This is a genomic window from Altererythrobacter sp. Z27 (assembly GCF_052683155.1).
Genome location: NZ_JBQYMC010000001.1, coordinates 1,573,180 through 1,591,549, shown reverse-complemented (window position 1 = coordinate 1,591,549; position 18,370 = coordinate 1,573,180). Strand labels below are relative to the sequence as shown.

The 18,370-nt window shown below is 57.3% G+C and carries 20 protein-coding genes; 12 read left to right on the top strand and 8 right to left on the bottom strand.

The window, feature by feature from the left end; genetic code table 11:
* The first annotated feature begins 1 nt into the window (after position 1).
* The 9 genes from ACUJ47_RS07800 to ACUJ47_RS07760 are packed head-to-tail and all read left to right on the top strand — an operon-like array spanning position 2 to position 5,492.
* Positions 2-454 (top strand): flagellar hook assembly protein FlgD, encoded by a 453-nt coding sequence (locus tag ACUJ47_RS07800; protein ID WP_445537845.1) that lies wholly within the window; start codon positions 2-4, stop codon positions 452-454.
* The gene (locus tag ACUJ47_RS07795; RefSeq protein ID WP_445537844.1) at positions 454-1,629 is read left to right on the top strand and encodes a flagellar hook-basal body complex protein; all 1,176 of its coding nucleotides are present in this window, start codon (positions 454-456) and stop codon (positions 1,627-1,629) included. Before ACUJ47_RS07800 ends, ACUJ47_RS07795 begins: the two co-directional genes overlap by 1 nt.
* On the top strand, positions 1,629-2,375 hold the full coding sequence (locus ACUJ47_RS07790) for a FliM/FliN family flagellar motor C-terminal domain-containing protein (RefSeq protein ID WP_445537843.1): 747 nt from the start codon (positions 1,629-1,631) through the stop codon (positions 2,373-2,375). Before ACUJ47_RS07795 ends, ACUJ47_RS07790 begins: the two co-directional genes overlap by 1 nt.
* A complete protein-coding gene (locus ACUJ47_RS07785) occupies positions 2,372-2,668 on the top strand; it encodes a FliM/FliN family flagellar motor switch protein (protein WP_445537842.1) in 297 nt (98 codons plus the stop codon). The genes ACUJ47_RS07790 and ACUJ47_RS07785 overlap by 4 nt, the downstream gene beginning before the upstream one ends.
* 12 nt (positions 2,669-2,680) lie before the next feature.
* Positions 2,681-3,055 (top strand): flagellar biosynthetic protein FliO, encoded by a 375-nt coding sequence (locus ACUJ47_RS07780; RefSeq protein WP_445537841.1) that lies wholly within the window; start codon positions 2,681-2,683, stop codon positions 3,053-3,055.
* On the top strand, positions 3,052-3,795 hold the full coding sequence (fliP, locus tag ACUJ47_RS07775; RefSeq protein WP_445537840.1) for a flagellar type III secretion system pore protein FliP: 744 nt from the start codon (positions 3,052-3,054) through the stop codon (positions 3,793-3,795). Before ACUJ47_RS07780 ends, fliP begins: the two co-directional genes overlap by 4 nt.
* A complete protein-coding gene (locus tag ACUJ47_RS07770; protein ID WP_445537839.1) occupies positions 3,792-4,538 on the top strand; it encodes a sigma-70 family RNA polymerase sigma factor in 747 nt (248 codons plus the stop codon). Before fliP ends, ACUJ47_RS07770 begins: the two co-directional genes overlap by 4 nt.
* A 14-nt stretch (positions 4,539-4,552) precedes the next feature.
* A complete protein-coding gene (locus ACUJ47_RS07765) occupies positions 4,553-5,125 on the top strand; it encodes a tetratricopeptide repeat protein (protein ID WP_445537838.1) in 573 nt (190 codons plus the stop codon).
* Positions 5,126-5,153: 28 nt separating this feature from the next.
* Positions 5,154-5,492, top strand: a complete 339-nt coding sequence (locus ACUJ47_RS07760) for a hypothetical protein (RefSeq protein WP_445537837.1) — start codon at positions 5,154-5,156, stop codon at positions 5,490-5,492.
* Between the two features lie 8 nt (positions 5,493-5,500).
* On the opposite strand, the gene ACUJ47_RS07755 is transcribed toward ACUJ47_RS07760, so the two are convergent.
* The 6 genes from ACUJ47_RS07755 to ACUJ47_RS07730 form a co-directional block, all read right to left on the bottom strand.
* On the bottom strand, positions 5,501-6,646 hold the full coding sequence (locus ACUJ47_RS07755; protein WP_445537836.1) for a tetratricopeptide repeat protein: 1,146 nt from the start codon (positions 6,644-6,646) through the stop codon (positions 5,501-5,503).
* A gap of 7 nt (positions 6,647-6,653) precedes the next feature.
* Positions 6,654-8,705 carry a flagellar biosynthesis protein FlhA gene (locus ACUJ47_RS07750; protein ID WP_445537835.1) on the bottom strand — a complete coding sequence of 684 codons (2,052 nt, stop codon included), beginning with the start codon at positions 8,703-8,705 and terminating at the stop codon, positions 6,654-6,656.
* Between the two features lie 24 nt (positions 8,706-8,729).
* Positions 8,730-9,839 (bottom strand): EscU/YscU/HrcU family type III secretion system export apparatus switch protein, encoded by a 1,110-nt coding sequence (locus ACUJ47_RS07745; protein ID WP_445537834.1) that lies wholly within the window; start codon positions 9,837-9,839, stop codon positions 8,730-8,732.
* Positions 9,836-10,600, bottom strand: a complete 765-nt coding sequence (locus ACUJ47_RS07740) for a flagellar biosynthetic protein FliR (RefSeq protein WP_445537833.1) — start codon at positions 10,598-10,600, stop codon at positions 9,836-9,838. The genes ACUJ47_RS07745 and ACUJ47_RS07740 overlap by 4 nt, the downstream gene beginning before the upstream one ends.
* Before the next feature lie 27 nt (positions 10,601-10,627).
* Positions 10,628-10,960, bottom strand: coding sequence for a flagellar biosynthesis protein FliQ (fliQ, locus tag ACUJ47_RS07735; protein WP_445537832.1), 333 nt, complete (start codon positions 10,958-10,960; stop codon positions 10,628-10,630).
* A 498-nt stretch (positions 10,961-11,458) separates the two neighbouring features.
* Positions 11,459-11,914 carry a hypothetical protein gene (locus tag ACUJ47_RS07730; RefSeq protein ID WP_445537831.1) on the bottom strand — a complete coding sequence of 152 codons (456 nt, stop codon included), beginning with the start codon at positions 11,912-11,914 and terminating at the stop codon, positions 11,459-11,461.
* Positions 11,915-12,085: 171 nt separating this feature from the next.
* On the opposite strand from ACUJ47_RS07730, the gene ACUJ47_RS07725 reads away from it, so the two are divergent.
* Positions 12,086-12,508: a M28 family peptidase gene (locus ACUJ47_RS07725; RefSeq protein ID WP_445537830.1), complete on the top strand. Its 423-nt coding sequence runs from the start codon at positions 12,086-12,088 to the stop codon at positions 12,506-12,508.
* Between the two features lie 105 nt (positions 12,509-12,613).
* Here ACUJ47_RS07725 and ACUJ47_RS07720 read toward each other — a convergent pair whose 3' ends face one another.
* Positions 12,614-13,285 (bottom strand): Crp/Fnr family transcriptional regulator, encoded by a 672-nt coding sequence (locus ACUJ47_RS07720; RefSeq protein WP_445537829.1) that lies wholly within the window; start codon positions 13,283-13,285, stop codon positions 12,614-12,616.
* Between the two features lie 81 nt (positions 13,286-13,366).
* Between ACUJ47_RS07720 and ACUJ47_RS07715 the strand changes: the two genes are divergently transcribed.
* Together ACUJ47_RS07715 and ACUJ47_RS07710 are read left to right on the top strand one after the other, a co-directional pair.
* Positions 13,367-13,954, top strand: a complete 588-nt coding sequence (locus tag ACUJ47_RS07715; RefSeq protein ID WP_445537828.1) for an HD domain-containing protein — start codon at positions 13,367-13,369, stop codon at positions 13,952-13,954.
* Positions 13,955-13,971: 17 nt separating this feature from the next.
* Positions 13,972-14,766, top strand: coding sequence for a class II aldolase/adducin family protein (locus ACUJ47_RS07710; RefSeq protein WP_445537827.1), 795 nt, complete (start codon positions 13,972-13,974; stop codon positions 14,764-14,766).
* A 341-nt stretch (positions 14,767-15,107) separates the two neighbouring features.
* Here ACUJ47_RS07710 and ACUJ47_RS07705 read toward each other — a convergent pair whose 3' ends face one another.
* Complete coding sequence (locus tag ACUJ47_RS07705) at positions 15,108-18,023, bottom strand: TonB-dependent receptor domain-containing protein (protein ID WP_445537826.1); 2,916 nt, start codon at positions 18,021-18,023, stop codon at positions 15,108-15,110.
* Positions 18,024-18,370: the final 347 nt, after the last annotated feature.

Here is an 18,370-nt window from a genome sequence, read left to right as displayed (position 1 = left end):
CATGCAGGAAGTCCCTCCCGTGCGTATTGAGCGTATCGCTCCGGCAGCCAATTCGACCGGCGTACAGGCTGAAAGCAACGCGACCGACCAGTTTGGCCTGAGCTTCCAGAGCCTATTGCAGATCGTCCTTACGCAGTTGACCTATCAGGATCCACTTGAGCCGATGGACAATTTTCAGTTTGTCTCTCAGCTGGCCCAGTTTTCGCAGATTCAGCAAACCCAAACGATGAGCGATAACATTGAAGCGCTCGTGCGGGCGCAGACAACCGGTCAAGCTGTCAGCCTGATTGGGCGCACAGTTGATGTCGCAGCCGGTGCGGCAACGCTTACCGGGAAAGTTACGGCAGTTTCTTTCGCTGATGGAGCGCCCGCGCTTACGATTGAGACAGTCGATGGCAGGACCATTCCAGGATTGCCACTTGGAAACGTAAGTCAAATTAGGGAGATCCAGTGATGTTTGGAGCGATATACGTCGGCTTGTCGGGCCTGGGAGCCTATTCCAAAGGCCTTCAGGCGGTAAGTAACAATGTCAGCAATCTAAACACACTTGGTTTCAAGTCTAACAATGTAACTTTTAGTAATCTATTTAGCCCGAAAAATATTAACGGGCTTGCCTACGGAAATAATTCTTCAAGTATCGGCCATGGTGTGACTATGAAGGATTTGACCATAAACTTTGGCCAGGGAGAATTTCGTCAAACCAGTAGAGATCTTGATTTGTCTATTGATGGCAATGGCTTCTTCGTACTCATTGACGGAGATAGGCAAATATATACACGAACGGGCAGTTTTGTGGTCAATGACGAAGGTTTCGTTGTCTTGCAAGGCACGGACTACCGCCTTGCAGTACTTGATTCCGACGGTCGCCCAGTCGCGCTAAATGTTGATGGCTTCCGGACCGATGCTCCCGAACCTACGACACGGATCACGTTCGCCGACAATCTGTCATCGACTGCCACCAGCTTCACAATACCCGACATCAAAGTTTATGGGGCGAATGGCGAAGAATTTACTTGGTCGGCCGCATTTACTCGGTCCGCGACTGAGCCGAACGTCTGGGCTGTCACTGTAAAGGACGCCGCCGGAAGGACAATCGGCGTGCAGACGCTCAGATTTCAGGGCGGTCAGGTCGTGACCGGCGCGGGGGAACTGATCTTCGATGATACCAGCAATGGCCTGCGAATAACTTTCGATTTTTCTAGCAACGTTACATCGTTTTCGTCGGGTACCGTATCATCCTTGCGTGTACGCGAGAACGATGGTCATGCCACAGGATCGCTTGCCTCTCTGATCGTTAACGAAAACGGTCGCCTGGAAATCAACTACACCAACGGAGAAAAGCTGGAACTTGGAGCGGTTGCAATTGCTGATTTTCGCGACCCGCAATCGCTTGAACAGCGCAGCAATGCGCTTTTTGCCTATTCGGGTTTTGGACAGCGTCAGTTTCTGGCTGCAAGCGATCCCAGGGCGGGATCCATTCTGTCCCGTCGACTGGAAGCATCGAACGTAGATCTCGGCGGACAATTCGGTGATCTTATTCTGATCCAGCGCGGCTTCCAGGCCAGCAGCCAGATCATTTCGGTCAGCAACGATATGATCCAGCAATTGTTCGGAATCCGAGGACAGTAATGGCTGAAACCGGCATGGAGTGGTTGCCGCCCAGCTGTCTTGAAACGCGCGCGGCGGTGCAATCGTTTGAACAGTTAGTGCATGCTTGGGCTGCGGACTGGTTTCAAAGCAACCCATGGTCCGTGATGGGCAAATGGGAGAGGTATCCGGAATCGCTTGCGGCTTCGTGGGCAACACTTCGATCCCCAGCGCACGGGATTGCCATACAGGCAGATAATGATGCTGTATTGCGGTTGGCATTAGATGTGCTGGGTGCCGCGCCCCAACGGCATTACACCGAAGCAGATCTTCGCCTGCTCAGGCGATTCAGCTTGAAGATCCTTGACGATCTGGAAGATCGGCTTTCTGCCTTTCAGCGCCCCCCAGTAGCTGGTGCCAATGAGGATACCACCTGGATCAGCCTCTTAATCGGAACCCTGGGCCAACCCATGATCGCCCTGACATGCTCGTCGAGCAGTCTGGTGCCGGTGGTTCGCGCCGGCTTTCCCCAATTGCACCCTAGAGGTCCACTGCACAGCCCGCTCCAGGCCTGTCAGCGACAAGAAATTGATATTTCGGCAATACTTGGGAAAGCGCGTTTGCGCGTTGCAGAGATAAGGCAATTTGAAATCGGTGACGTCGTGACGCTTGACCAACTCAGCAGTCAGCCGATCACACTCTCGATTTCCAGTCGGGAAAGTTCGATTCTGGGGTGCCCTGGAGAACAAGATGGACAGATTATCCTTGAGGTTGCGGAACTGAAATGAACAAGAAAAATCAAACCGAAGCCAAAGAAGCGGACGTGCCGTCCACAAACTGGGCGCAGCTTGTTGATCATGTCGAGGTGGTCTGTGAAGTGATCCTTGGCACCGGCATAATCTCTATTGGCCGTCTTGGCCAGGTCACCGCGGGTGACATCATAACTCTTGATCGGACACCGGCCGATCCGGTCGATATCCGGCTCAACGGACAGACTATAGCACGCGGTGAAATCGTGACGGTCAATGACCGTTTCGCAGTTCGCGTTACAGAAATTGGGTCAAATGAACCAGAAGCCTAGAGGCGGGAACTCATGCTGGCTGTTCTGATTGCTGCGGGCGTGCAAGGCACCTCCCTCGCGCAGGGTTCAACCCCCGACATACCATGGCTGCGAATTGTGCTCGCGCTTGGATTTTGCCTCACGGTAGCGGCTTCGTCGATATGGTTGCTGAGAGCGCGGCACGGCATGTCTATGCTGCCCGAGCGGTTCAAGCGCTGGACGGGCGCCATCAATATCGAAGATCCGCTCGGCGTCGATCGTCTTCGGCTGCTCCAGCGTCTTCCGATTTCTCCGGGTAGCCAACTTGTACTTGTGCGGCTGGGAACCCGGACCTACCTGCTTCATCTGACAGCGTCGAACGTCACCGAAATTGACCGTTTCACTGATAGTCAGGGCGCCGGAGTATGACCAACCGGAAAGCCTTGGGCATTGCAGGCGTGCTGGCGGCAATCATGGTCGCAGTGCCAGTTCATGCCGCCGGTCTGAATGCGGCAGCTCCGGTGTTAGCTGCCGACATGACGGCTTCGACCGAGATTACAAGAACCGCAATAGTTCTGACGCTATTGGCGTTCGTTCCAGCCTTCATTGTCTGTTGCACAAGCTTCCTGCGCATCGTCATTGTGCTCGCAATGGTGCGGCACGCTTTCGGTATGCCGCAAACTCCGCCCAATATCGTCCTGACCAGTCTGGCGCTGTTCATGACTCTGTTCCTCATGGAACCCACGCTTGATGCAGTGAATGAGCGAGGCTTGTCTCCCTTCCTCACAGGCACCATCGGCGCGGAGCAAGCGATGGATGGCGCTTCCGAACCGTTGAAGGCGTTCATGCTTCAGCACACGCGCGAACGCGATCTCGAAGTGGTATACTCAATTGCGCGGGCAGAGCTTCCTGCGCGACCTGGCGATGTCGAATTACTGAAGCTCGTCCCGGCATTCATGATGAATGAGCTTCGCGTTTCGTTTACGATAGGGTTTGTCGTCTTATTGCCATTCCTGCTTATCGACCTTGTGGTTGCATCAATCTTGCTGGCGTTGGGCATGATGATGGTGCCGCCGCAGACCATTTCTCTCCCTATCAAGATACTGATGTTCGTATTGATCGATGGGTGGAGTCTAATCCTGGAAGGTCTTCTGGGCAGTTTTGGATGATGCAGCCAGCCTCCGGCCTCGGAATCAAGCTCCTCGTGCGCACCGAACTCGTCGAAGCCGCCGAATGGAGGAATTTCAGGCAGAATCCTTGTCCCGAAACCAAAATCAGGCTGTTTGATCGCTATTCCCCCTTCGCGCGAACAATTGCTCGCATGGAATGGCGGAAACTCAATCTCACGGGTCTTGAATCCTCTGACGCCGAGCAAGTTGCCCACGAGGCCTTGCTTGCGTCCATCGAACGGTACGACCCGGCACGGGGTGTTCCGTTCAAGGCCTATGTGCGTCAACGGCTACGGGGAGCGGTTCGCAACGAATGGCAGCGAACCAGCGAGGCTGCGGCGATTGCAGGCTATCGGGCACGAGTTGAGCGGGACCGGATCCGGTCGATAAGGTCAACCTCAGAGTCTTCACCAGATGATGCCATTGCGCAGCTGCGTGAGCTGGCTGTCGGGATCGCGATCGGACTTATCCTTGAAGCTGACCCAAAGGACAGGATCGATCAGCTGCCCGACCGTGAACCCTCCGCTTATGACGAGCTGGCTTGGCGCCAGATGCTGGGGGAGTTGGGCTCCAGGATTGCACAGTTGCCTGATCGCGAACGACTTGTTCTCGATTATCACTACCGGCAGGATATTAAGTTCAAAGAGATTGCTGGGCTGCTTGGACTGAGCAAGGGCAGAGTCTCACAGATACACGCACAGGCGCTGCAAAGGTTGCGGCGAGCCTTACAAAAGTTCAGATGAGGCAGGAATTGTTTATGGCGGACCAATTGGCGAAGGACGAGGAAATCAGCGAGCTCGTCGCATTTCTGGAAGACCGGGAGCATGATGATCTAACAGTGCTTGACAGGGCGTTGTCCCGCTATCCGAGCGATCCTCGTCTGCACTTCATGCGGGGCTCAGTGCTTGCCGGACAAGCACGTCCGATCGAAGCCCATGCGGCGATGGTGCGGGCCATTGAGCTCGCCCCGGGATTTCGAATTGCTCGCTACCAGTTGGGCTTCTTCGAACTGACAAGTGGCGAGGCTGATCGCGCGCTATCGACGTGGGGGCCACTGCTGACTGGGCCTGCAGATGACTATCTGCGCGTATTCGTTGAAGGCATGACGCATTTGATCCGTGATGAATTTTCTGCGGCAATCAGGACTTTCGAGCACGGTATTTCACTGAATCACGAAAACGAACCGCTCAATAATGACATCCGGCTACTGATAAAGCAGATTTCCCAGCTGGAATCCAAATCACGTGTCAACCATCAGGATGGTGACGATCAGCTGTCAGCGACATCACTAATGCTCGGCCAGTTCAATTCTAACCGTACCTTGAATTGATGCTGGAGATGGTTGAGGACCTCAGGCCATGACACGCATAACCAATTCAGACCAGGTCCTCGCGGTCATTCGCAACCATTTGCAGCGAATGGTAAAGAGTTCGAAGGTCTCGTCACCGGGAAATGCGGCGCGAACCGCCAAGGCTAGGATGACGCCAGCAGAGCGGCTGTCAGCCCTCAATGCAATCGACGGCCTCAATGATGAAGAGTTTGCCAGGGGGATGGTTCGGTATCTGCTGGAAGAGGAACTTGGTGAGAGGTTAGGCAGTTCCGCGAATTTTCTGGAAATAGTGGATCGTACTGCCGCGATCATGCAGGCCGATCCCCAAACCGCTGCCCTGTTCCGGCAAGTCAGAAAAGACCTGTGAAACGGCCCCTAAATTTCCTGCAGCGTTGATGTCCCTGACATTGCCTTGATCAGCTCATCCAGCAGAGTTGTTCCGCCAACTCCAACACGCTGCTGAACTGCAGTGCGGAAGATTTGATCGGCCTTGTCAGGATTGCCTTGCGACTGTTCCCAAAGCATGCTGGCCAACGCCGTTGAGAACGCCTTTCGGTCTAGCCGTTTGGCTACTTCCATTCGCCGTTCAGCCTCTTTGATATTGCCCTTTAATAGTTCGACGACGGCCATCGAACCATGAGCTTCGCCGAACGTGTTATCGTGTTCAAGCGCCGTAGCAAAACGCGCTTGCGCTGTGTCCAAATCGCCATCGAGAAAGTGGGCCCATCCTGCAGCGATCCATGATCCGAGATGATCCTCGAATTGTTCAGCACCCTTGTCGAGCCGCAAGACCGCAGCTTTTTTATTTCCGCCGGCCAGCTCAACGAGGCCAAGACCGATCTCGGCGCGGGGATTATGGGGACGCAGAATGAGCGCCTTTTCGAACTTGAGGCGAGCCTCATCAAGGCTGCGATCACCCAGATCAAGCGTCCCAAGAGTAGTCAGCGCATCGGGATGATCGCCTCCATTTTGGGCCGCCGTGCGGGCAAGGTCGGCTCGATCTAGGTCAATTGCGAGCACTGACGCCACGGCATTCAATGGAGCGTAATCCGGATGCGCTTCGAGATATTGTGTGAGCAATGGTGCAGCCTCATCGAACATGCCGAGTTCATGAACCAGCTGAAGATCCAGCATCGCCGCTTGTGGCAATTGCAACACGACATTGCGGTCAAGCCATTCGCGAGCGCCCGTGAAATCGCCGGCAAGCGCTATGCTCCAAGCCAGATTGAACCTTACGTTCACATCGTCGGGCGCCTCTTCCAGGGCTCGGCCGAACCAGCCTTGCGCAGTCTCCTGTTTGCCGCTGCGCATCGCGGCAATGCCGGCTGCGTTGGCCAGTACGCCGGACAAAGGCGCAAGCGCATCAATCCTAAGGTAGAGTTCGGTGGCCAGGTCACAATCGCCAGCATCAAGCGAAGCGCTTGCACAATCCATAAGCAGCGGCACATTTTCCGGGTCTTCCGCCAAGTAGCCAGCGAGAGTGGCCAGTCGCTGCTCTGCCTCACTATTCGTCACGCGCATTGCTCCTTCAGCCCGCCAATTCCGGCACAGGGTTGTCTTCAAGTTTGACTATCGCAAAGCTGACCAAAGAGATACGCATTGGGACCTCCTCAACTGAGATTACAGACAGCTGGGGCATCGTCCTTTGCGTCAGTCGCATCATGGTTCTGCGAACCGAACCCGCACAAAGAAGGACAGGCGTACGGCCCTGACGCAGCATATTGTCGACCAGCGGCGCCAAAGCCTTGAGCAATTGTTCGACCAGGCGCGGCTCGACTGCGATAAGATTCTCAGTTGCGCCGTCTCCTGACTGCGTAATGATCCGGTTTTCAAGCCTTGGCTCAAGGCTGAGAACCGCGAGTTCACGGTGATGTCCGCGCAGCGCGGAACAAATTGATACGGCAAGGCTCTGACGAACCTTTTCTCCAAGGCTGCGAGGATCGCGATCATGCCTGCCGATATCGACCAGCGTTTCGAGGATCAGGTCAATATTGGCAATTGAAACACGTTCCTGCAGAAGATTCTGCAGCACTCGCTGAATGTCGGACGGAGTCATGACATTCGGGACGAGCTCCTCGACCAGGCCAGGCTGGCGCCGCCTGACTTCATCGAGCAGTTCAATGGTGGCTGCGCGTGTCAGAAGCACCGAAATCTCTGCCTTGATCACTTCATTGAGGTGCGTTGTAAGAACAGTTTCCGGGTCAATGACACTATAGCCTGCATCGCGGCCTTCTTGCGCAAGACGTGGTTCAATCCAGACGCCGTCAAGACCGAACGCAGGATCGCGCCCCCGAATGCCCTCTATTGGCTTGCTGTCTTCATTCTGGCGCAGTGCGAGCATTCGGTCGGGGAACAGTTGGCCCGCTCCATAGGCACTGCCGTGGATTGCAATCTGGTAGTCGTGCCCCCCTAACGCGCTTTGCTCCACAATGACCACCTTTGGGTAGGCGAATCCGAAACTGGCCTCGATCGTTTTTCGTTGGGCTGCAACTCGATCTAGGAGGATCGCTTGCCGGTCGTGCCAGGCAGCCATGAGCTCGGAACCAAGACGGATCTCGATCGCACGTAGGTCGCCTTGCTCCTCATCCTCCGCACCATGTTCACCATCTGTGGTAAGGGCAGATTCCTGGCGACCCGCATTGCGGCTACGAAGCCAACCAAAGGCGGCGAGTGTAACAACCAGCGCAATCGGCCATTTTGGCATGCCTGGCAGCAGCATTATCGCAAACAAGATGCCCGCAACGATCAAGGGAACGCGCCGCACACTGCCGAGTTGTTTGAATATCTCGGTGCTTAGTTCGCGGTCGGCAGACGAGCGCGTGACGATGATGCCTGTTGCAACCGATATAATGAGTGCCGGAAACTGGGTGGCGATCCCGTCACCCACAGTCAAAAGCGTAAAGCGATGCATCGCATCGCCCCAAGTCATCCCCATTTGCAGGACACCGACAATCAACCCCGCGATGAGATTGATCAGCAATATGATGATGGAAGCAATCGCATCGCCTTTGACGAATTTACTGGCACCATCCATAGACCCGTAAAAGGCGGCTTCGCTTTCCAGCTCCTTGCGCCTTGCCTGCGCCTCCTTCTGGTCGATCAGGCCAAGGTTTAAGTCGGCGTCAATGCTCATTTGTTGACCGGGCATGGAATCGAGCGTGAAGCGGGCGGCAACCTCGGAAACGCGCTGGGCGCCGCTGGTGACGACGAGGTATTGTACGACCACAAGAATCGCAAAGACCACAAGGCCGATTACGATGTTACCTTGGACAGCATAGCCACCAATTGAATCGATCACATCGCCTGCGTCGGCATCGGTCAGGATGAGGCGGGTCGAAGCGACGTTTAGAGATAACCTGAATAATGTGGCAATCAGCAAGATGGATGGAAACGTCGAGAACTCGACTGGCTTGGCAACGTAAAACGTTAATAGCAGGATCGTGAACGCCAGGCCGAAGTTCATGATGATAGACAGATCCAGGATCGCCGGCGGGATTGGCGAAAACAGGATCGTCAGGATCAATACGGTCCCAAGGACTAGCGTCAAATCTTTGTTATTCTTGATGAATTTTTCCATCATTAGTATTTGCGTCCCAAAATCGTTTTACTCTAAGGAATCTGTTTCAAGTTCGACCGACTGCGTTACGGAAGGAGAATTGTTCTTCTGTATCAGGCGATATAGCTGCGCGACTGCTTGGTAGTGCTCAGGCATGACCTCTGCGTCCTTCGCGCAATCCGAGTGAAGCCTTCTGGCCAAGGCAACGTCGCGAATGACGGGCAGGGAATGCAACAATGCCTTGCGCTTCATAAGCTGTGCGAAGTGATCGCGGCCTTTGGCGACCACTTTGGGGGCATCCATGGTTTCCGGATCGTATCGCAATGCAACAGCGTAGTGTTCGGGATTCACGACGAGGACGTCCGAGCCGGCGACCTTCCCGAGAGAGTCGGCCTGCTCGCGCATTTGGCGATGTATTTCCTTGCGTTTTTGCTTCTGACGGGGCTCGCCTTCGCGCTCTCTCGTTTCCCGCTTGAGCTCGCTGTGGCCCATCCGCATCTGCTTGCGAAATTCACCGCGAACGATGATCTGATCGATCACCATGAAGAATGAAGCGATCACGATAAAAGCAAACAGCAGCCGTGTCCCGCCGTCTTCCATTGCCCGCGCCAACCAGCTCGCATCGACCAGCCGCAGGCCCCAGGTGTCGATTGCAGCCGATATAATCAGCCAAGCGGCGAAGCCGTAGACGATGAACTTGACGACATTCTTGAGCGTTTCCTTGATCATTCTGACGCTGAACAGCCGCTTCAGCCCCGCGGCAGGGTTCAGCCGTTTGAAATCGGGTTTGAGAGGATGAGTTGTAAAAATGAAACCTCTGAGTTGGATGACCTCCAGTGTCACCATGACCACCATTGTAGCCAACCCGAGCACAATTAGTGGCTGGAACGCCCCCCAGTAGGTCGCGCCGACAACTCCGAGGGCCTCGAGGGGGTCACCTTTCCCGCTTATTCCGGCCGTGAAACTGTAGCGCATCATCTCGGCAAGGCGAACAAAGAATGCTTGCCCGCCAATCGTAGCAACAATTGCCAGCGCTGTCAGACTGCCAACGAAGCCCAGATCCATGCTTCGGGCGACTTGGCCCTTTTCGCGCGCCCGCTTTAATTTGTGTGGGGTCGGCTCTTCGGATTTGTTCTGCTCCTGGCCTTCGTCGCTCATGCCGCATGCCCCCAGTAACTTGAGGGCGCCCACACGGCCAATCGCACCAGTCGGAGAAACAGAGCGCCGGCTAGCCCGATCGAAATGGGCAATGTGATGATCATGGCGATCGCCTTGACCTGAAACCCAAGCAAGAGCACGTTCATTTGCGGCAAGGTCCGGCTTAGGAAAGCGATGACGATATCTGCAAGGAAGATTGCCAGCATCGAGACCCCAACTAGGCCGACAGCAATGAAAAAGGCTGCGCCCATGAAGGCCCCAATCGCGGTTATATCCGGGCGCAAAGTACCGTAGCCGACCGGCAACGTTTCCACCGATACGACCCACAGGGACAGCAGGTCATAATGGCCCCCAGTCGTAAAGAACACCATTGCTGCGACATAAGAAAGGATCGTACCCGCCAACGGAATCTGCGCATTGGTGGTGGGGTCGGCAATCATGGCAAGCCCATACCCTGCCTGGATGTCGAGTGCCTGGCCGGCCCACGCGATCGCGGCAAACACGATCTGCAGGCCCAGCGCTATCGCGATGCCGATCGCGACTTCGCCGAAAAGTAATCCAATAAGATTTCGTCCGGCAATGCGGTCAGCAGTCAATTCGGGACGGGCGGCGACCAACCAAAATGACAATCCGATTGCGATCAAGACCCTGATCGTGGCCGGAATCCGGAACAAGGTGAAAGGCGGTGCGAACGCCATTGCAGGAGCCAGTCGGAGCGCGACCATGAGGCTCGCAAGCCAGAATTGAATATAGTCGGCCATTACTCTCAGACTCTCGGCCGGTTCACGCTATAGGCCCAGCGACGGAATCGTCAGGTAAAGTTCGCGCGCGTAGCCGATGATTTGCGCAAGCATCCAAGGCCCAAGTAAGACAAGTATCAGCCCTGCGGTGATGATCTTGGGGACATAGGAAAGCGTGATTTCCTGAATCTGCGTTGCCACCTGGAAAACAGAAATGGCCAGCCCCACGAGCAGTGTCGCCAGCAAGATTGGCCCAGCAGCCAAAGCAGCATACCACAACATCTCATTCATGAAATCGAGTGCCCGGTCTGGCGTCATATCTGCGTCCCTGCGGATGACCTTTTCGGTCGATCTCTTTTTGTGCGTCCGGGTCTGCTTCATACGAGCGACAAACTTGCGATCATACAGGCGCAAAGCCTGCGTCGGGACCCAGAGGCTACGAGTTAAGCTATTGTGAAAATATCAAAACTTCAAGCCCGCTTGAATCGTTTTGAGATAAGCCGAAACCAGCCCATCACATGCGTTGGCATTCGCGAGATCAAGGAGCACGCCGCGCCCCACATGCCACCCCTGCGAGGGCCCGGTTGCCACTGGTCGGCTGGGTTGAGTACCCCCGGCCACAAACCAAAGCGGCACATGGGAACTGCCGTGCGGGCGCTTTATGTAACCAGTATCCACCTCGGTCGCGCCACAGTCTTCAGCGGCGATCGAACCCTCTGAAAAATGTCGAGGCGACCATGCAGGTGCGTTGGCCGCGCAGAGGTGTCCAGGTGGCCACCTCCGCTACGTTGATAGCGCGTGCGGTCGCCTACGCGGTGAGGCCAGGGATCGGGTCATAAATGGGGGAAGACGACTTACCGATCTGCACCACAAGTCTCGCTAGAAGTTGGTTGTGAAAGCATACAGCTTTGACAGCCAGCCGACCCAAGCGAGGACTAGGAATGCAAAGACAAGCGCGATGCTCCATATCTTTGCCAAGAACATCGTTGCTCCTGTGCACGTCGTGTAGAGATTAAACAGCGCAACCAGCGCCCCCCCGACAAAGCCTGTGATCGACAAGAACTGGAACAGCAGCAACAGGCCATCCATTTGCGAAAGCGTTTCGAACCCGCCATGCCCACTAAGGCCGCTCATTGGCAGCATGGTGACGTAACCCCATCCGGCAATTGCGGCGAGAGCGGCGAGACTGAAACAACGCGTTAGAAAATGACCGAGCTTCAATCGTCCCGCGTAGGGATAGGATGCTTTGTAGTGGGCCTTGCGATTGCCGCGACTGGGCCACGCCAGCACGGTCAGGCTTAGCACCGCAATGGCTGCTAAAAGCGCCGGCAACAACCACGTGGCAGACTCGGATCCAGGCGCGCGCTCAAAGACCATGAAGCCGGCCAGGAGATCATTGGAGAAACGTACGGCCTTCCCATCTCGTACAGTTGCCCCGAGCCTGTCGCTTCCACCGACCTGCCGCCAAAGGAATGGGCCGATAGCCTGGTATTTATAAGGCTCGCCATGACCGATCTCTCCGATGTCATCGCATTCGGTGCGGAGCGTTCGACGCTTGGCGGGCTTGTTGCAGCTGCAGCGATCAAATCCGGAATCACTTTGTCCCCCGATCCGATGCCGCAAGAGGGGCTCTTCATCCGGTCGGACCAATATATGTTCATCAGGCAGGGAGTTCCGAGCGTCTATCTGTTTCCCGGCCTTGGAAATGATGGTGGAAGGTCGATGATGGAGTTCATCGGCCAGCACTATCACAAGCCCACGGATGATTTTGGGCTGCCAATCGACTGGAAGGCAGCCGCAAAATTCGCGGATGTCAATGCATCTATTGCTCCTGCTATCGCCACCGCCGAGGTCGAGCCGCGCTGGTACGAGGAAGATTTTTTTGCCGACCTTTTTGCGCCCGCAGAAGCGCGGGAGAAAAGACCCTAAGTCCTGACCTGCAGCGGATTTTTCCCACGAGCAACGCCGCGATCGGGCATTGAAGCAACTTACCCGCCAGGTATGTCATGTCTCCATTTCGTACGCGGAGGCATTTCAATGTCCGTTCGTTCTTAGACGTTCAATCGATGCGAGGCGTTCCGGTGCGAGCACGCGGATGTGCCGATAGCCGCGCTCGATCAGCCCTTCCGCTTCGAACATGGCAAGGACCTGACCGATCGTCACGCGCGATACGCCGACAAAATCGGCGAGCTGCTGCTGCGTCATATCGACCCGGACCTCGCCATTCGCTGCCATATTGGCGAGAACGCGCGCGATGCGCGCCTGCGCCGGGAGGTTGTGGTCCTCCTCGACACGGTCGAGCGCGCCGCGCAGTTTGTTCGCCAGCGTGCCGAGCAGCCAGCGCGCAAAGCGCGGATCCTCCGCCAATAGCTGGTCGACCTGCGCCATATCGATCCACGCCAGCACCGCCTCGCCTTCGGCGATGGCATGCACTTGCTGGGTAACTCCGGCAAAACAGGCGAGTTCGCCCACCAGATCCCCCGGCCCCAGCACGGCAAATACGGTCCGCTCGCCTTCGCGACCGTAGCGGCATGCCATCACATGCCCCTGTTCGATCAGCCAGAAGCCATTGCCCGGATCGCCCTGGTGCAGCACTTGCGCTCCGCCCGGAAAGCGTTGCCGACGCCCCACCGCGACCAGCGCGGCGAAGATGTCCCCTTCCGCGTGTGTCTGGCTGAAATTCGACAAATGATAAGTTCTTTGCATTCTTCCGATCCATGCGCCCCTAAATGGCGATTCGCAACAACAGCAATGCAATTGCGAAAAATTGTCCAAGGGAAGAGACCGATGACCGACCTGCTCGAAAAGACCGCCGCCTTCCACACCATGGCGGAAGGCACCCAGGAAGACTGGGACATCATCATGACGCATATGAAGCCCTTCGCGCAGAACGGCGGGGCGCGCATTCTCGACCATTTGCGGCTGCTGGAAGGCGATTGCGGCGGTTTTGCCGTGGACCGGCTGACGCATTGCCTGCAGACCGCGACCCGCGCCCATCGCGACGGAAAGCCGGAGGATTATGTCGTGATGGCGCTGCTCCATGACATTGGCGACACGCTGGGTGCCTACAACCATGCGGATATCGCAGCTTCGATCCTCAAGCCCTTCGTCTCGGAGGAATTGCACTGGATCGTGGAGCACCACGCGATCTTCCAGGGCAACAACTTCTTCCACTTCGTCGGGCTCGATCGCGACATGCGCGACAAATATGCCGACTCGCCCTATTTCGAAGCCACAGTCGAGTTCATCGAAAAATACGACTGCCCGGCGTTCGATCCCGATTACGACACGCTGCCGCTCGAATTCTTCGAACCCATGGTCATGCGCCTGTTCGAACGCCCCCGCGCCAGCATCTACAAAGCCGCAGTCGAATAATTTCGAGGAGAATTGCGATGGCTACCCTGCTCAAGACCCAATCCGTCAACGATGATTCCCACATCCGCAGCTCCGTGAGTGAAGAGGAATGGAAGGTCCGCGTCGACCTTGCCGCCGCCTATCGCCTCGTTGCGCTCTATGGCTGGGACGATCTCATCTTCACGCATCTTTCGGCGCGCGTGCCGGGCCCGGAACATCACTTCCTGATCAACCCGTATGACATGATGTTCGACGAGATCACCGCGTCTTCGCTGGTCAAGATCGACGTCGAGGGGAACCCCGTGCTTCCGACCGCGCACCCGGTCAATCCCGCTGGCTTCACGATCCATTCGGCGCTGCACATGAATTGCGAGGATGCGCATGCGGTGATGCACCTCCACACGCCCGCAGGCCAGGCGGTGAGCGCGATGGCCGACGGCCTGCTGCCGCACACGCAGACCGCCATGGTGGCGCTCGCGGACCTTGCCTACCATGAGTACGAGGGCATCGCGACCGACCTCGACGAGCGCGAGCGGCTGGTCGAGGACATGCAGGACAAGCACTTCATGATCCTGCGCAACCACGGCACGCTGGCAATCGGCAAGACCGTGGGCGAGTGCTTCCTGCGGCTCTATTTCCTTGAGCGCGCCTGCGATGCGCAGGTGAAGATGCTCTCCGCAGGGCGTGAGGGTTTGAACAACCCGCCGCAGGGCACGCCCGAGAAGGTGCACGCCCAGACCCCCGAGGAAGGCATTGCCCTGATCGCCAACGGGCTTGCCTGGCCCGCCCTGCTGCGCAAGCTCGACCGGATCGATCCCAGCTTCCGGAACTAGCGGAGTGGGGCCAATCACTCATGGCTTGATTGGCATCGCGATCGCTCCGAATGGACAGCTTGCTGGCGAAGCAACTGCAGACATCACAGCGAGGCTTGCTTCGGGCAAAAGGCTACCGCTCAATGTTAAGCTGAAATCGCGTGAGCCGCTCGCGCCAAGAATTGGACGCCGAGCCCGTAGGCGAAGAGGATTCGAAGCTCTTTCCCGGTACCCTTCCAGCGAGTTGCATTGCATCTGTAATTGTCGGAATCGTGCCGGAAATCCGCGCTCCGATCCGTACGATCTGCGTTTCCCATGGGGAAGGCCCGGAGCCAAGTGCTACTCGGCTCCGGGAATCCAGATCAGAACTTCATTTCAGCGAGGATCGTGAACGACCGTCCACGCGGATCGGCAACGCGCGGCTCCCAAGAGCTGCCCGCGCCGGTGTTGCTGTCATAGGTGATGGCAAACGGCGGATCGGTATCGAACAGGTTCTTGATCCCCGCAGTGATGCGGAAACGCTCCTGAATCTCGACCGAAGCCGACATGTTGTAGATGACATAGGCCTTCACACGCGGGTTGTAGTCAGGCCTGGTCACTGTTCCGTTCGCGATACCCGGCAGCGCCTGGTTCTCATAACCGTTGCGGTAGATCTGCGAGAAGTTGAAGGAGTAATTGTCCTTGGTGAAGTTGATCCACGCATTGTGCTTCCACTTCAGGCCAAGATCGCCCGCATAGGTGAACACACCGCGCACATCATTATACGGAGCCGAGGGAAGGAACTTTTCCTTCTTCTCGAGCAGGTAGGTGCCATCGAGCCCGGCAGAGAACGAGCCGCCGAAGCCGTCGACTCCGCCCCGAAGCGAAACCTCAAGGCCTTCGGTCCGCCGCGAACCGATATTGTCGGCACGCAAATCGACCAGTGTGATGATCCCGTTGGTGCGCGTCACCCGGTCCCCGAAGAACGAAATGTTGTCGAGCAGCTGGCGCAAGGTCAGCGCCCCGATCGTGTCATCGACCGCGATCGACCAGTAGTCGAGCGAGGCGCTGAAGCGCGGTGCGGGACGCAGGACGACGCCGATCGAGTATTGATCCGATGTTTCCGGGCCGAGGTTGAGGTTGCCGCCGGTGAGCGTGTCTGGCGTGATCGCCTCACAGCCAGGAGTGGCGCTAACCGCGCCCGAAGGGCAGGTCGTCGGGTCGACCAGCGTGTTGCCGGGGTTCGGCGATTGGCTGACTCCGTTGAAGATCTGGTTGAAGTTCGGAACGCGGAAGCCCGTGTTGTAAGAGCCGCGGAACATCAGCCAGTCGACCGGCTGGTACTTCGCCGTGATCTTGGGATTGAAGGTCGTTCCAAAGCCGCTGTAGTCATCGAGACGCCCGGCCGCAGTGACTTCGAAGGTGTCGAACACCGGAAGCAGCACTTCGCCGTAGATCGCCTTCACCGTACGGTTCTTGGACGCCAGCGCATTGGCGTTGTCGAAAGCCACGTTGAAGATTTCCGGGCGATCGAATTCGGCATCGGGCGAGCCGTTGAAGCTGTAGCCCTCGCGGCGATAGTCGACGCCCACGGCCAGCTGCACTGCGCCGCCGGGCAGGTCGAACAGCGAGCCCGAAACAGAGGCGTCGAACTGCCAGACATCGTATTTGCCGCCGTAGAGCATCACGCCCTCAGCCGAGATCGCGTCGAGCGCGGCGAGCGCTTCAGCCGACTGCTCCAACGAGAACGGGTTGAGGATACCGCTGTTGAGCAGGCCGACAATGCCCGGTGCGCTTGCACCCGGTGCCGTCGGCGCGCGGGTGTCGATTCCACCCGACACCGCTCCGGGAATGCCGGATGCCGCTGCGCGCGCGCTCGACGAGAAGATGCCGCGATAGGAATAGCCCGAGCCGAGAACCGAAACCGCCTTGCTTTCCGCATAGGAACCGCCGGCCTGGTAATCCCAATCGCCGCCGAGCGGTCCTTCGACGAACAGCCCTGCACGGAACGTCTTGGTGTTGGTCTTGTATTCGCGCGGACCGCACACGGTGCAGCGCCAGCGATAGGCGATCGGCTTGCCATAGTTCACCGCGATCGACGGAAATTCCGCCAGGATCTGGTTGTAGATCGAATTATAGGTATCCGCCGTCAGCGAGTTGAGCGGATAGTAGAGCGGAGTGGTGCTCGTGTTTCCGGCATACTGGTTGGCCGAAAACTGCTTCGATGAATCCGCGTCCGATCCGGTCACTTCCGCGGAAATCTGGTGATCGCCCAGCGCGACGGTAGCGCGGCCATAATAGGTCAGCGTGTCGAGCGGCTGCTGCAGCACTGCCGCGCGACCGGTGTCCCATGCGCAGGCATAATAGGCGCCGTTGAACGCCCACAGTTCGTGGTCGTAGGCCATGCCTCCGTCCATCGAATCGCAGCCTGCACCGCCGGGCAGATCGAGCACGTTGATGCCTCCGCTGGCAGTGAACGTCTGGCCGGGAATGGGAAGCGAAACGCCGCTCAGCAAGCTGCCGGTGGGTGCGAAAAGCGCATTCGCGCCGTTAGGCATTGCAGTTGCGAAAGGCGTGCCGCGGGTGTCGATCGAAAGGCCGCGTTCCGGCTGGTTGCCATTGACGAAATCGCGATCTTCGCCGCGCAAGATCTTGTGCCAGCTCTTGCTGACCGAGGCCATGATGTTGAAGCCTTGATCCGAAAGGTCGCCATAACCCACGGTTCCCGAAAGGCGGTAGATCGAGCTGCCTCCCGCTTCGGTGAGGTCCGCAAAGCCCGATGCCGCGATACCTTCGAAGTCGGTCTTGGTGATGAAGTTAATGACACCGCCGATCGCGTCTGTGCCGTAGATTGCCGAAGCGCCATCCTTGAGGACTTCAACGCGCTCGATCGCGGCGATGGGGATCTGGTTTACGTCGACGGCCGAGCCGGTGAGGCCGTGAGCGGCTACGCGCCGTCCATTCAGCAAAACGAGCGTCGCGGCCGAGCCCTGGCCGCGGAGGTTCGCGGCTGACAGGCCATTGGTGCCGCGCTGGGCGCCGCTGGTGACGTCGCTGTTTGAGGCGAGGTTATCGGCACCGTTGCCGTTGGTCGAAAGGAACGAAATCAGCTGTTCGGGGCTGTTGATGCCCTCGCGCTGGAGGTCCTCCGTGCCGATCACCGTTAGCGGCAGGGCGCTCTGCGTCGGATCGCGCTTGATGCGCGAACCGGTGACAAGAATCGGGCTCGATTCCTCACCTTGCGCCGCAGAATTTCCGGCGACCGAAGCCGTGGCGTCGCTCGATTGGCCTTGGGCCATTGCTGCGGCGGGAAGCGCCGTTAGCGCCCCCAGCGCTGATCCGGCTGCAAGTAAGGACTTAAAGGTAACAATGCGCATGATCTTTGCCCCCATTGACTTACAAATCCCGCCAAATGAGGGGGATTTGCTGGCTAAGCACCATAGTTTCCCTCTGGTTGTCCATAACTAATGGCAATTCAATACCGTGAGGGGCATCGGTGCAGATCGTTTCGTGCGCCAAATGCGGCAATTTGGTTACAGATGTGGCAAGCATAAAGCGGCGTTCCATTGATCGCTGCCTCTGCCTTTTGCGGGGAAGCGGTTGCGGAAATCCGCGCTAGTTGTGTACTTGCCGACGCCCCATTGGC